The organism is Rhizorhabdus sp. (assembly GCF_018006725.1).
Taxonomy (GTDB): Bacteria; Pseudomonadota; Alphaproteobacteria; order Sphingomonadales; family Sphingomonadaceae; genus Rhizorhabdus.
In genome coordinates, this window is the sequence record NZ_JAGMXV010000127.1 from 1 (window position 1) to 13,808 (window position 13,808).

The 13,808-nt window shown below is 65.0% G+C and carries 13 protein-coding genes and 2 pseudogenes; 7 read left to right on the forward strand and 8 right to left on the reverse strand.

Features of this window, described 5'->3' with window-relative positions:
• From KAY22_RS16610 to KAY22_RS16620, 3 genes and pseudogenes are all read right to left on the reverse strand, one after another.
• Window positions 1–561: methyltransferase domain-containing protein (locus KAY22_RS16610; RefSeq protein ID WP_296624470.1), on the reverse strand; the 561-nt coding region annotated here is incomplete at its 3' end.
• Window positions 561–1,617 (reverse strand): annotated as a pseudogene (locus KAY22_RS16615) (type III polyketide synthase). The gene KAY22_RS16610 and the pseudogene KAY22_RS16615, both read right to left, overlap by 1 nt.
• Window positions 1,618–1,704: 87 nt before the next feature.
• Complete coding sequence (locus tag KAY22_RS16620) at window positions 1,705–3,177, reverse strand: sigma-54 dependent transcriptional regulator (RefSeq protein ID WP_296624471.1); 1,473 nt, start codon at window positions 3,175–3,177, stop codon at window positions 1,705–1,707.
• Between the two features lie 153 nt (window positions 3,178–3,330).
• On the opposite strand from KAY22_RS16620, the gene KAY22_RS16625 reads away from it, so the two are divergent.
• The 5 genes from KAY22_RS16625 to KAY22_RS16645 all read left to right on the forward strand — a co-directional run bounded on the left by KAY22_RS16625 (window position 3,331) and on the right by KAY22_RS16645 (window position 7,270).
• A complete protein-coding gene (locus KAY22_RS16625) occupies window positions 3,331–3,474 on the forward strand; it encodes an aa3-type cytochrome c oxidase subunit IV (RefSeq protein WP_296624472.1) in 144 nt (47 codons plus the stop codon).
• A 4-nt stretch (window positions 3,475–3,478) separates the two neighbouring features.
• Entirely contained in the window at window positions 3,479–4,600 is a 1,122-nt protein-coding gene (locus KAY22_RS16630) for an NAD(P) transhydrogenase subunit alpha (RefSeq protein ID WP_296624473.1), read from the forward strand.
• 18 nt (window positions 4,601–4,618) lie between these two features.
• Window positions 4,619–4,909 (forward strand): proton-translocating transhydrogenase family protein, encoded by a 291-nt coding sequence (locus KAY22_RS16635; RefSeq protein WP_165321942.1) that lies wholly within the window; start codon window positions 4,619–4,621, stop codon window positions 4,907–4,909.
• 21 nt (window positions 4,910–4,930) lie between these two features.
• The gene (locus tag KAY22_RS16640; RefSeq protein ID WP_296624474.1) at window positions 4,931–6,346 is read left to right on the forward strand and encodes an NAD(P)(+) transhydrogenase (Re/Si-specific) subunit beta; all 1,416 of its coding nucleotides are present in this window, start codon (window positions 4,931–4,933) and stop codon (window positions 6,344–6,346) included.
• Between the two features lie 201 nt (window positions 6,347–6,547).
• Window positions 6,548–7,270, forward strand: coding sequence for a hypothetical protein (locus KAY22_RS16645; RefSeq protein ID WP_296624475.1), 723 nt, complete (start codon window positions 6,548–6,550; stop codon window positions 7,268–7,270).
• A 141-nt stretch (window positions 7,271–7,411) separates the two neighbouring features.
• On the opposite strand, the gene KAY22_RS16650 is transcribed toward KAY22_RS16645, so the two are convergent.
• Entirely contained in the window at window positions 7,412–7,678 is a 267-nt protein-coding gene (locus tag KAY22_RS16650; RefSeq protein WP_296624476.1) for a 2OG-Fe(II) oxygenase family protein, read from the reverse strand.
• Between KAY22_RS16650 and KAY22_RS16655 the strand changes: the two genes are divergently transcribed.
• Together KAY22_RS16655 and KAY22_RS16660 are read left to right on the forward strand one after the other, a co-directional pair.
• Window positions 7,559–8,113, forward strand: a complete 555-nt coding sequence (locus KAY22_RS16655; RefSeq protein WP_296624481.1) for a hypothetical protein — start codon at window positions 7,559–7,561, stop codon at window positions 8,111–8,113. The two genes, KAY22_RS16650 and KAY22_RS16655, sit on opposite strands and share 120 nt — an antisense overlap.
• 784 nt (window positions 8,114–8,897) lie before the next feature.
• A complete protein-coding gene (locus KAY22_RS16660; protein WP_296624477.1) occupies window positions 8,898–10,145 on the forward strand; it encodes an MFS transporter in 1,248 nt (415 codons plus the stop codon).
• A gap of 92 nt (window positions 10,146–10,237) precedes the next feature.
• Here KAY22_RS16660 and KAY22_RS16665 read toward each other — a convergent pair whose 3' ends face one another.
• The 4 genes and pseudogenes from KAY22_RS16665 to KAY22_RS16680 form a co-directional block, all read right to left on the reverse strand.
• Window positions 10,238–11,122 (reverse strand): OmpA family protein, encoded by an 885-nt coding sequence (locus tag KAY22_RS16665; protein ID WP_296624478.1) that lies wholly within the window; start codon window positions 11,120–11,122, stop codon window positions 10,238–10,240.
• Window positions 11,123–11,350: 228 nt separating this feature from the next.
• Entirely contained in the window at window positions 11,351–12,631 is a 1,281-nt protein-coding gene (locus KAY22_RS16670; protein WP_296624479.1) for a nucleotidyltransferase family protein, read from the reverse strand.
• A gap of 138 nt (window positions 12,632–12,769) precedes the next feature.
• Window positions 12,770–13,606, reverse strand: coding sequence for an S-formylglutathione hydrolase (gene fghA / locus KAY22_RS16675; RefSeq protein WP_296624480.1), 837 nt, complete (start codon window positions 13,604–13,606; stop codon window positions 12,770–12,772).
• Between the two features lie 17 nt (window positions 13,607–13,623).
• Window positions 13,624–13,808, reverse strand: a pseudogene (locus tag KAY22_RS16680) (S-(hydroxymethyl)glutathione dehydrogenase); the annotation flags it as partial.

Here is a 13,808-nt window from a genome sequence, read left to right on the forward strand (position 1 = left end):
GTGCCAGCCCATCGCCCGCGCGAGCAGGGGATAGCCGAGATAGGCGAAACGGTGCCGATGCAGGTCGTTGATGTGCCAGCCCAGGCGCGCATGGCGTTCCATGGCGCGCAGGAAGTCGATCAGCTGATCGTGGCTCATATGATGGGCGACCAGGCTGCTGACGATCAGGTCATAGCCGCTGCGCGCTTCGCCCGACGCCAGATGCTCGCGATAGTCGCCGGTCAGAAATTCGATGTCATGGCGGTCAGGCGTGGCCGACCAGGCGATCCGCGCACTCTTGGCATTCAGGTCGATACCGGTCAGCACCGCCGTCTTGCCTCGCTTTTCCGCCCAGCGTGCGATCTTGCGCAGCAGGTCGCCATCACCATAGCCGACATCGAGCAGGGTGAACCGGTCGCGATCCCCGACGGTGCGGGCGACGAAATCGATCGTGGGACGCGCTGCCAGCGTCCAGCGGTTGACCCGGGCGAGATCGGTCAGGACCCGGGCATAGATCGCCGGATCGAGATCGGCATCGTCCATCTGCTCGCTTTCGCGCGCCGGGCTGGCGAGCGAACGCATCAGGCGCTGCGCAACGCGAAGCCCTCGGCGGCGAGGCCGGGACCGAAGGCGACCGCGAGGCCGTCGAGCGGCCTGTTCTGGGCCAGCATGGCGGCGAGCACGAACATCAGCGTCGACGATGACATGTTGCCCCAGCGGCGCAATATGTCCCGCGAGACAGCCAGCGCGTCGGAGGGGAGGTCGAAACCCGTCTGGACCGCATCGAGGATCGACCGGCCGCCGGCATGGACCGCCCAGTCGGTGGGCGCGTCGGCTGCGCGATCGCCGAGGATCGCGCGCCGCAGCGCCGGGTCTGCCAGCGCTGCCGCGATCCGCACCGGGACCTCGCCCGACAGGTGCATGACGAAGCCCTCATTGCCGATGTCCCACCGGATCAGCTCGTCGCTTTCGGGGAGGGTCGCCGAAGAAACGGTCGATAGCGATACCCGCCGGCTCGGCCGACACGATCGCGGCGGCGGCTCCGTCGGCGAACTGGAGCTGGGCCATCAGCGAGCCGACATCGCCGCTGTCCTGCATGTGGAGCGAACAGAGCTCGACCGTCACCACCAGGATCCGCGCCTTTTCGTCCGACCGCGCGATGTGATGCGCGACCCGCAAAGCGGCGACGGCGGCATAGCAGCCCATGAAGCCGACCAGCGTCCGCTCGATCGACCCGGACAGCCCAAGGCGGCGCGCGATGATCTGGTCGATGCCCGGCGCGACGAAGCCGGTGCAACTGGCAACCACAAGGTGGGTGACGTCGCCAATCGGTGCCCGCGATGACAGGTCGTCGATTGCCCGCAGCACTAGTTCGGGGGCCTCGCGGGCATAGCAGCCCATGCGCTCGGCGGTGGAGGGCATGGCGGCGCCGTAGAAGCCGCCGGGATCGACCTGCGACCCGCCGAGCGGCGAGGGCGGCAGGACGGTGTAGCGTTCCTCGATCGCCGATCGCGAGGCCATGCGACGGAAGAGTGCGCGATCGCGGCCTTCGAGCCGGCCCGCCGCCCAGTCGACGAAGGTCTGGTGGATGGCGTTCGGGGGGACGGCGGTGCCGATGGCGTGGATATGGGCGGTCATGGGAGAGCAACGCACGGCATCGCCGCTATGTCCCACGTCGCCCAGCCCGACACAAGCGGCAGCGCCATGCCCTGATCGAAGGGGTGCTCAGCCGGCCTGCTCTATCCCCAGTTCGCCGAGCTTGCGGTAGAGGGTCGAACGCCCGATGCGCAGGCGGCGCGCTACTTCGGTCATGCGTCCGCGATAATGGCCGATCGCGAGGCGAATCAGATCTGCCTCGACCTCGTCGATCGGCCGGACATGGCCGTCGGGACCGAACAGCGGCAGGCTGGTCGGGACGGGCAGGGGCACCGCCGCCGCGAGAGACGCGGCCGCGACCGGCATGTCGTCATTCGCAGGGGGCGTCGGCGGGGCTGCCCGCGCCTGGCGGATCTGCGGGAAGTCGCGCTCGCGCAGCAGCCCGTCGGGGCAGAAGATAGCGGCGCGGAACAAGGCATTGTGCAATTGCCGGACATTGCCCGGCCAGTCGTGATCGCGCAGCAGCGCCAGCGCATCGCCGTCGAGCGACAGGGCCGACAGCCCGAGTTGCCGCGCGATCCGGTCGAGCAGATGCGCCGCCAGCGCTCCGATATCCTCGCGTCGTTCGCGCAGCGGCGGCAGCAGCACCGGGACCACGGCCAGCCGGTAGAAGAGATCCTCGCGAAACCGCCCCGCCACGACGTCGTCGGACAGGCGACGGTTGGTCGCCGCCACGACGCGGACGCTGATCCGGGTCGCTACGGCGGCACCGATCGGCCGGATCTCGCCCGACTGGAGGACGCGCAGCAGCTTGGCCTGCGCATCGGACGGCAGTTCGCCGATCTCGTCGAGGAAGATGGTGCCGCCATCGGCCTGGGCGAACAGGCCGCGCCGCCGTTCGAACGCACCGGTGAAGGCCCCGCGCTCATGACCGAACAGTTCGGACTCGACCAGATTGGCCGGGATCGCGCCGCAATTCACCGTGACCAGTGGCCCGTCGCGCAGGGCGGAGGCGCGATGGATGGCCTGGGCCAGCACTTCCTTGCCGACGCCGCTTTCGCCCTCGATCAGGATCGTCGCCGGGGTGGCTGCGGCGCGCATCGCGGTCTCGACGGCGCGCCGGAACCCGGCAGCGGTTCCCACGACGCCCTCGAAGTCGAGCGGTTCGGGCCATTTTTCTGCCATCGGGCGCAGTTCGCCCTGCTGTCCGGGACCGGTCGATATGGTGGCATCGAGCGCAGCCATCAGCTTTACCGACCCGAGCGGTTTGATCAGCACGTCATGCGCGCCCGCCCGCATGGCGCGGACCGCCAGATCGGCGCTGTCCTGTGCGGTGATGATGATCAGGGGAAGCGACGGCAGCGCGTGACGCACCGCAGTGACGATCGCCATGGCATCCGCATCTGGCGACCATAGGTCCGCCAATATGGCATCGACGCGGTGGCCTGCAGCCTGGGCGGCTTCCGCCGCCTGGACGGCGGATGTGGCATCGACAGCACGGAAGACACGCCATCCCGCACGCTGCGCGACGGCGCTCATCAGGCCGGCCTGCGCAGGCTCGGCATCGACCAGCAAGAGCCCCGGAGGGCCGTCGCGACGCATCCGCTACTCCTTCGGAGCCTGACCTAGCAAAGAAATGCTAAGCAAAATTAAACTGGTACAAAGGGCGGGCGCCCCGACGGCATTTATCCTTGAGGCGCTGTTGCCCTCCGACTAGAAGGGCGTCGAAAATGCCGTCATTGCGAGGGGTGGAATATGTCTGACGAACAGGGTGCGCCGATGGACTACAAGGCACACAACAACACCTATTCCGGTTTTTTGGGGCTGCTCAAGTGGGGCACGATCCTCAGTGCGGCCACCGGCCTGCTCGTCATCTTCCTGATCGCGCCCAAGGGCTGATCCCTTGAGGATAGCGGTGCTGAAGGAGGCCGCTACCGGGGAAACCCGGGTGGCCGCCACCCCCGAGACTGTGAAGAAATTCATCGCGCTCGGGGCCGAAGTCGCAGTCGAGGCCGGGGCCGGAGTCACCGCTTCCATTGCCGACAATGATTATGCCGCGGCCGGTGCCGTGGTCGGCGATCGCACGACGACGCTGGCCGGTGCCGACATCGTGCTGGGAATCCAGGGACCGGATCCCGACTCTCTCGGCGGGACGAAACCCGGCGCCTGGATCGTCGCGGGGCTCAACCCGTTCGGCGAGCGGGCGCGGGTCGATGCCTATGCCGCCAAGGGCTTCGAGGCGCTGGCGATGGAGTTCATGCCGCGTATCACGCGTGCGCAGTCGATGGACATCCTGTCGTCGCAGTCGAACCTGGCCGGCTACAAGGCCGTGCTGGTCGCCGCCAACGAATATGGTCGCGCCTTCCCGATGATGATGACGGCCGCGGGCACCGTTTCCGCCGCGCGCGCCTTCATCATGGGCGTCGGCGTCGCCGGCCTTCAGGCGATCGCCACCGCGCGTCGCCTGGGCGCTCAGGTCTCGGCGACCGACGTGCGCTCGGCCACCCGCGAGCAGATCATGTCGCTCGGTGCCAAGCCGATCTTCGTCGAGAAGGTCGCGGGCATCGAGGGCGAAGGCGCCGGTGGCTATGCGACCGAGATGTCGGAAGAATATCAGAAGGCCCAGGCCGAGCTGGTATCCGCCCACATCGCCAAGCAGGACATCGTCATCACGACCGCGCTGATCCCGGGACGCGCCGCGCCGCGGCTGATTTCGGACGCGCAGATCGCCACGATGCGGTCCGGGTCGGTGATCGTCGATCTCGCGGCCGAAAGCGGTGGCAATGTCGAGGGCTGCGTCGCCGGTGAGACAGTGGTGCGCCACGGCGTCAAGATCGTCGGCGCGAAGAACATGGCGGGCACGCTTGCTGCGGATTCGTCGGCGCTCTTTTCGCGCAACCTGTTCAACTTCCTCAGTGCCTTCTGGGACAAGGAAGCCAACAAGCCGATCCTCGACGAGGAAATCGGCGACGCGATCCGACTGACGCAGGGCGGCAAGGTCGTCAACGCCCGGCTGCTCGGCTGATCGGGGAAGGGGGAACATATGGACTTCATCTCGATCCTGTCGATCTTCGTCATGGCCTGCTTCGTGGGCTATTATGTCGTCTGGTCGGTCACGCCCGCGCTGCACACGCCGCTCATGGCGGTTACCAACGCCATCTCGTCGGTCATCATCGTCGGTGCGCTGATCGCCAGCGCGACGGCTTCGGGCGGTGCACTCGGCAAATATCTGGGCCTCGTGGCCGTCGTCTTCGCGAGCATCAACATCTTCGGCGGCTTCGCGGTCACCGAGCGAATGCTGGCGATGTACAAGAAAAAAGACCGCAAGGGCTGAGCCGGGCAGGGGGATATAGACATGCATGAACTCGCTGCCACGCCCGCCTGGGCTTCGCTCGCCTATCTGATTTCAGGGGTGTTGTTCATCCTCGCGCTGCGCGGGCTTTCGAGCCCGGCCACGTCGCGCAGGGGCAACCGCTTCGGCATGATCGGCATGCTGATCGCCGTTGCGACGACGCTGATCCTGCACAACACCGGCCTGGTCGAGATCGGCATCGCGATCGCGATCGGCGGTGTCATCGGTTATGTGACCGCACAACGCATCGCCATGACCGCGATGCCGCAGCTCGTTGCCGCCTTCCACTCGCTGGTCGGTCTCGCGGCCGTGCTGGTCGCAGGGGCGGCCTTCCTCAATCCCGGCGATTTCGGGATCGTCGACCAGGTCACCGGACATATCCTGCAGGTCAGCCGGATCGAAATGGGCCTCGGCGTCGCGATCGGTGCCATCACCTTCTCGGGATCGGTCATCGCCTTCCTGAAGCTCAACGGCAACATGTCGGGTTCGCCGATCATGCTGCCCGGACGCCATGTCATCAACCTCGGCATGCTCGCGGCGATCCTGGGCCTGATCGGCTATTTCCTGACCGATGATGCGCAGTGGGTATTCTTCACCATCACCGCGCTCAGCTTCGTCATCGGCTTCCTGCTGATCATTCCGATCGGCGGCGCCGACATGCCGGTCGTCGTCTCGATGCTGAACAGCTATTCGGGCTGGGCGGCAGCGGCGATGGGCTTCACCCTGCACAACACGGCGATGATCGTCACCGGCGCGCTGGTCGGCTCGTCGGGCGCGATCCTCAGCTACATCATGTGCAAGGCGATGAACCGCAGCTTCATCAGCGTCATCGCGGGCGGCTTCGGTGCGGCTCCCGAGGCGTCGGGCGGCGCCGCCAAGGTCGATCGCCCGTGGAAGCGTGGCTCGGCCGACGATGCCGCCTTCCTCATGGGGCAGGCCGAGCAGGTCATCATCGTTCCAGGCTATGGCATGGCGGTCAGCCAGGCACAGCATGTGCTGCGCGAGATGGGCGACGTCCTCAAGGAAGCCGGCGTTCGCGTGAAATATGCGATCCACCCGGTCGCCGGCCGCATGCCGGGCCACATGAACGTTCTGCTGGCCGAAGCCAATGTGCCTTATGACGAGGTTTTCGAGCTGGAAGACATCAATAGCGAGTTCTCGCAGACCGACGTCGCCTTCGTCATCGGCGCCAACGACGTGACCAACCCGGCGGCGAAGACCGACAAGAGCTCGCCGATCTACGGCATGCCGATCCTCGACGTCGAGAAAGCCAAGACCGTGCTGTTCGTGAAGCGTTCGATGGGTGGTGTCGGTTATGCCGGCGTCGACAACGACGTCTTCTACATGGACAACACGATGATGCTGCTCGGCGACGCCAAGAAGATGGTCGAGGAGATCGTCAAGGCGATGGCGCACTAAGCGCTCATCCGCCCCGATATAGAAGGCCCTTCTCCGCCTGGCGGGGGAGGGCCTTTCCTTTTGATGGCCCCCATTTGCTTCCGGACGTTGCGGCTTCGACAATGAACGCGTGCAGTGCGCGGAATTGAACCGGCCGGCACCTTGTCCCATCCTCGACGTCGCACGCATCCTGGCGTCGCCCATGACGAAGAGGGGCTTTTCATGTTTCGATCCTTTACGCGTTCCGTCACCCTCGGCCTCGCCGCGCTGGGGGCGATGACCACGGCAGCCGCCCATGCGGAGGATACCAAGGCGGTCCGCGACGCGCAGGGCCTGTGGGCCTACACGCTGTTGAAGGCGGGACGCAGCGGGGAGGAAATGCCCCTGACCGGCATCATCCTCTACAAGGACGGCCTGTTCGCGCAGCAGTCCATCTTCAACGGCGAGCCGTTCGAGACAAAAGGTGCGATGGCGCATGCGGGCACCTTCGGCCCCGGCCCGCGCGGCATCCACATGATCGCCGAACAGACGATCGGCATCGACCCGGCCAAGCAGCCGGCACTGAGCTTTCGCAAGGACACCCAGCACGACATTTCGGTGACCCGCGACGGAACCGAACTGACCCTCGTTTTCGGGTCGGGCACGATCCAGAAGTTCCGTCAGATCGGCCCGGCCGACGGTGAGATCTACAAGCTCGAGCAGGGCGTTCTCGCGCTCGTTGACGGCCATTTCGTGCTCGTCTCGGGCGACGAGAAGGGCGTGGTGACCGGCTATGGCAAGGCCATCAAGCAGGGCGATGGCTATATGCTGGAGATCATCCGCTGGTCCGAAGCGACCCCCGCCAAGGCCGTCAACCGCAAGGACGGCACGATCAAGGCGAACTTCGACGGCAAGACCTTCACCCTGGCCGACGGCCGCAGTTTCAAGGTCGTGCCGAAGGGCTGATAGCAATCGGAAGCGCCCTCCTGCTATTCAGCAGCCGGCGCTTCCGACACCGCCTAGCGCGTATTCACGATGGGTGAACGCGCTCTTGCCCTTTGACACCGCATTGTCCGAGCGGTTGACCAAGTCCGGTCAACTTATGCTCTAGCGAAACCAGATCGAAAAATTGAACCGCTGGAAATCGGCCGCCGCCTGGGACAGCGGCAATACGCTGTGGTCAAGCCCGGTGTTGACGTCGAACAGGATCATCCGGTTCGGCAGGGGATCGACAATCCGGTCGCCATCGCGCGCATGCATGACGAACTGGCCGCCCATGGCCGGGGTCCAGCCATCGCTGAAATAGAGCAGTGCGCAGATCGTCCGCCCGCCGATCGCATCGTCATGGCGCCGCGCAAGGTCACCGAAGACCATGCGGCGGATGAGCAATTCCTGCAGAGCATCAGGGCGTCGACCGGCGATGACTCCCAGCAGGTCCATAAAGGCAGCGCTCGTCAGCAGCGTCTTGAACCGGACGAGATCGACTATGCCTGGGGAAAGCTCGCGTCCGGGCCTCACACGTTCGAAAGCCTGATGCTGGAAGAAGCGCTCCGCAGGGGCGGCCTCGGCGAAGTCGGCCGCGTCGACCCATTTTATGGCATTCCGCCCACCGTCACCGTCACCGTCCTCGCCGGCAGAGGGCATCAGTCCATGACGCGGGCCCCAATCGACATCCGATTTCAGGGCATCGGCTATCCGACTATATCGCGCCGGCAGCAGCACTTCGTCGATGACCACCATGCGGGCGTCATCCTCTGCGAAGCGGCGAGCGGCAACATGGCAGGATTCGGTGTCGAAGGCGGTAGCTGACAACCAGTCGGTCAGTGACGAAGCCGGCAAGCGCAATTCTTAGATCCTTCTCGGCGAGCTTCACATATGCGGATCACCGTCTATCATTATCTTGGTTATGAAGAGCGATGCGTGTATCAGCCGAGGCGGAATTGCAGGCCTTCGAGGGGACCTAGAATGACGCCGCCCGATAAAGCAGACCAGAACGTCCTCAAAGCGGAATCCGCGCCGGCATTGGCATTGCCTAAGGAAATTTGGACCACGCCTTCGGTCACCATAGTGGACCTGTCAGACTCAACCTTAGCCATGGGGCCTGGCGTTGCAGACGGGGGTATTTTTAGCTAAGGCCTTTAATTGAAGAGGAGCGCTTTTCGGTCTGGACGTTTTCGAAGAGCGCCGTATGCCCACCAGTACGTGCCTGCTTGGCTCGCCGCGGAGCGCGCTCTTGTAGCTGACGAGGTAGCGCAGTAAGTCTCCGGAAACACCAAGCAACCGAGCGAAAGCAATCTGGGAGATTCTGGCTTTGACACCTTCTCGCAACACGCACCCTGGGGAAGAATTTCCGCTCCTGATAGCAGAGCGTCGGGAAGCGAAGCAGGGATGGCGGGCGCCTGTCATAACGGTGATCAAAGTCGATGAACTGACGCTGGCTGCAAGCGGCGCCGGTGTGGATGGCGGCCTATACAGCTGATCTGTCCGGCTGGCGCGGAGTATCGCCGAACGATCAGCGACTGGCCCATCCCGAATAGGCCCGTGAAGGGGGTTCAGCATTGCTCCAGCCCTCTTTAACGGTCATGGCCTCCCCGTGACCCGAGGCATCAGCCGAACCCAATTCGATCAGAGTGCGCCCGAGCAGCACCTGGTCGTCCCCGAAAGCGACGATGAAATGCGTCGGGGAGATGCCGGCTATGGCCGCGCCCGTTCGGCGCTCTTCCTCGCGGGCTTTGCGACCTTTTCCCTGCTTTGGTGCACCCAGCCGCTGCTACCGGCCTTCGCGGCCCATTTCGGCCTGAGCGCGCCGACCAGTGCGCTGGCCCAGTCGATGACAGCGGGCGCCATTGCCGGGGCGAGCATGGTCGCCGCTGCGCTGTCGCACCTGTTCACGCGCCGCCGGCTGATGTTCACGGTGATGCTGGTGGCTTCGCTGCTCAACCTTGCCGTCGCCTTTGCGCCCAGTTGGCCGACCTTGCTGTTCGCTCGCTTCCTCCAGGGCGCCGCGTTGGGCGGGGTGCCGGTCGTTGCGATGGCCTATCTGGCCGAGGAGATGGACGATCGCGACTTGCCGCGCGCGATCGGCCTCTATGTGGCGGGCACCGCCTTCGGTGCGATGATGGGGCGGGTGGCAGTAGGCGTCATCGCCGACCTGTTGGACTGGCGGGGAGCCATGGCGGTGGTCGGCATGATCGACGTTGCGGCGGCGATCGGTTTTCTGCTGCTGCTTCCGGCATCGCGCAATTTTACCCCCTCGCGCGGTTTCGACATAGGCAGCCATTTCGCGCATTGGCGCGACCAGTTCGGATCCCCCGCGCTCTGCCGGTTATTTGCCGTGGGCTTCGTCCTGACCAGCGTCTTCGTCGTTCCGTTCAACTATGCGGGATTTCGTCTGAGCCGCCCGCCTTATGACCTCGGGCAGGCGGCGAGCAGCCTGATCTTCCTGACCTATGTCTTCGGCATAGCGTCTTCTGCGCAGGTCGGCAGACTGATCGCCCGAATTGGGCCAGGGCGGGCGCTCGCGGCCAGCATCGCGGTGATGACATCGGGCATGGTCATCAGCCTTGCCGAGCCGCTCTGGGCGTTCATCCTCGGGATCATCCTCGTGACGATGGGGTTCTTCGCCTCGCATGCGATCGCCAGTGGCGAGGTCGGGCGGCAGGCGGGGCCCGCCAAGGCGCACGCAGCCTCGCTCTATCTGCTCTTCTATTACGCAGGAGTGACCTTGACCGGCTGGGGCGCCGGCTGGTTCTGGGAACATAGCGGCTGGCTGGGCCTGACAATCGTCACGACGATCATTGGCGTCGCTGGCGTGGTGCTGGCGCTCGGCAGCAGAGACTGACGGCTGCCCCCGGGCACCGGGCTGCGCTGACAAAAGACGAGCCGGAGATCGCTCGAGCTCCGGCTCATCCGTCGACATATTGCAGGACTGCCTCAGAGGTCGTCGACGCTCTTGCTCACGAGAATGTTGACCGCGACGCGACGGTTCTGCGCCTTGCCCTCGGGCGTGTCGTTGGGTGCCAGAGGGTCGGCGGTGGCCATGCCCGTCGGCGTCAGCATGCGGTAGGGCTTCCATCCGCAGGCCTGCTGCAGATAGTTGATCACCCGGGCGGCACGCTTTTCGCTCAGCTGCTGGTTGACCTCTTCGGGGCCGGTGGAGTCTGTGTAGCCGACCACCAGCATCAGGGCGTTCTCGGTCGCCTCGGCCGTGCTCGCCGTCTGGCAGAGTTGGGCCTTGTCCTCGGGCGACAGCTCGGCTTTGCCGGTGTCGAAGTGGACGTTGATCGTGTTCTTGATGTTGTACTTGTCGATGTCGCCAAGACGACCGCGCAGCGCCTCGGTGGCGGCGATCTGCTCCTCGAAGCGCTGGTCTGTGGCGTTGCGGATCATCGAGGCGGTCTTGAAGTCGCCTTTGCGGAAATTGACCTGGCTCGCATAAAGTTCGCTGCCCGCGCCGCCGGCCGGCTGAAGCGTCTTCACCGTTACGGGCAGACCGTTAAGCAGTGCATCGAGCCCGAGCTTCTTGTTGCTGCCAAACAGGCCGGACGCAGCCTTGACCTGCGTGGCATCGCCGACCGCGATCACCGTGCTCGTGCCGTCAGCAGAGGTGACTTTCAGGCGGTTGCCGGTGCGAGCCGAGATAACGCCTTTTATTTCAGGACCTTCAGTCATCGTCGAAGGATCCGGAAGAGGAACTCCGTCAACGACAATATTCGAATCCGATGAACGCTGCTGTTGAGCAGAAAGGCTAGCTGAAGCCGACAGGGCCAGCATGACCATCATGAAACGGACTCTCCGGTCCTTGGAACTGACACACATAGAGCGACTCCTTTGTCTTCCCCCGTTTGCTTTGGGTGTCGTTGACTAGCTGTCTGCTAGATTAACGCCGAAGCGAGCGGCCAAGAACTTGCCGCTGACGAGAGTGGATCTCGCGACGAAAGGAAGGCTCGGTATCCGAATCACGAGGTCGGCACAGTCCTGCTCCGGCTAGCTCTGGAAGCGACCAGCGTGGGAATATGGATTCGCAGCCCAGGCGGTGCGGCTGGCCTAGTGCGCCGCGACCGCCCCGTCATGCCGCTCGAGCCAGTCGTGAACGGCGAGCATATGATCGACGATCGCCAGATCGGCGTGGCTGGAGGATTGCTCCTTGCGCGTGCGGCTGCGGCCGATCAGCGTGGGCCTGCGTCTCGTGCCGATCTCCCATAGCCTGCGTGCGTAGAAGAGGGGCATCCGGGGCGACCGGGGATCGACCGGGTACATATTCGCCATCTCCAGCCGCGACGGAAACAGACGGCCGAGGACAAAGGACGATAGGTTTCCGCTGCGCCGGCGGAGACGGGTTTGCAGCGACAGCTTGAGGTCTTTTCGCTGGCTCGCGTCCTGCAGCATGATCAGCGCGGTCGCATCGATCAGCGCTGATGGTACCGAGGACGATCCGGGCCCGCTTTCCGGTTCCGGGACTACGACACTCGGCCAGTAGCGCCGGGTGAGGGCGAAACTCAGCAGTGCGCCATGGCGGCAATGCGCGCGGTCGGCGAGCGACCAGAAGAGCGTCCAATCGATTGCTCCACTCCGGACCAGCCAGGCGATGTCGCTGAGCAGCAGAGGGCCATTGTCGAAGCCGTGCCCATAGGCTGCATGTTCGATCAGATGAAGCAGCGTGTCCGTGGGCGAGGGATAGGCGATTGCGCGGCCCGGCTCCCCAAGCCGTACCAGCCGCTCCCAGAAGGCGGGGTCTTCGCTCGGCTCATAGCCGTCGCCGCGCTCGCGATCGTGGAAGAGGCGAAAATGCACTTCCACCGCCATGCCGGTTGCGGGCGAGCGTGCCGGCGGCATCTGGTGCAGGAAGTCGAGCGCCGACTCAGGGCTGCCCTGGCTTAATTCGATCTGGCCATAGCCTTTTGCTTCCAGCAGGCGCCACGCTTCCACCGCGCTGTTGCGGGGGACGAGAATGTCGATGTCGCGCAGAGGGCGAAGTTCGGGCCGGGGATAAGCGGCCCTGCCGAGATAAGCACCTTTCAAGGCAGCAAAGACTATGCCGACCTCTGAGAAAAGCGCGCGCAGCCTCTCAAGTTCGGCGGCTGCGCGAAGTCCCGCCACGGCCTGGGCGCGCCGACGTTCGACCAGCCGGGCCGCGACAGGGTCGGGAAAGCAATCGGGGTCCTGCACCAGCCTCTGCCCGAGCAGCGGTTCCAGCCTGTGCTGCCGCGCCATCCGCGTCAGGTCGTCCCAGGCGGATTCGTCCAGCGTCGCGTATCGATCCACATCGATGGGCCGCTCCACCGCAATCAGGTCGAGCAGCAGCAGCGCGTGCGTGCTGTCGCTCATCGGCGAGTTCCGCAGCGGAGACGGCAAAGGGCGCGTCGCGATGTCATGGCTTTCTAGTGACCGCAAAAGCCTGCCGGATAAAGGCGCAATTTCAATATCTCGCGCCCGATCGTCGGGCGGCAGGATCATCCGCCCGGATCAGGTCAGGCGCGCCGCGTGCCAGCGCAGATGATCGTCCATGAAGGTCGAGATGAAATAATAGCTATGGTCATAGCCGGGCTGAAGCCGCAACGTCAGATCGATGCCGGCATCGGCGCAGGCAGCCGCGAGCAGGTGCGGCTTGAGCTGGTCCGCCAGAAAACCATCCGCTTCGCCCTGGTCGACGAGTAGATCCTTCACCCGCGCGCCGTCCTCGATCAGCGCGACCGCGTCGTGCCGGCGCCACACTGCCCGGTCCGCACCGAGGTAGCCGGGGAGGGCCTTCTGACCCCAGGGCACCTGCGACGGTGCCACGATCGGCGCGAAGGCCGAGATCGAGCGGAAGCGCTCCGGGAAGGTCAGGCCGATGGTCAGCGCGCCATGGCCGCCCATCGAATGGCCGGTTATCGCCTGGCGGTCCATGTCGGCCGGGAAATGCTCGGCGACCAGCGCAGGCAGTTCCTCGGTGATATAGCTCCACATGCGATAATGCTGCGCAAACGGGTCCTCGGTCGCGTCGACGTAAAAGCCCGCGCCGAGCCCGAAGTCATAAGCCCCGCCCGGATCGTCGGGCACGCCTTCGCCGCGCGGGCTGGTATCCGGCGCGACGAAGATCAGGCCCAGATCGGCGCACGCGCGCCGAAATTCGCCCTTCTCGGTCACATTGGCATGGGTGCAGGTGAGGCCCGAAAGACACCAGACCACCGGCAGGCGCGCGCCCGGCTCGTGCGGCGGGACATAGACCGAGAAGGTCATGTCGGTGCCGGTGGCGGCGGACGCGTGGCGATAGACGCCCTGCACGCCGCCGAACGCCCGGTTGGTGCTGACGGTCTCGATACCCGTGCCCGATGCCATCAGAAAACCACGACCGAGCGGATCGACTTGCCTGCGTGCATCAGGTCGAACGCGGTGTTGATCTCCTCCAGCCCCATGACATGGGTGATCATCGGGTCGATCTCGATCTTGCCGGTCATGTACATGTCGACGATCTTCGGCACGTCGGTGCGGCCCTTGGCACCACCGAAGGCCGTGCCACGCC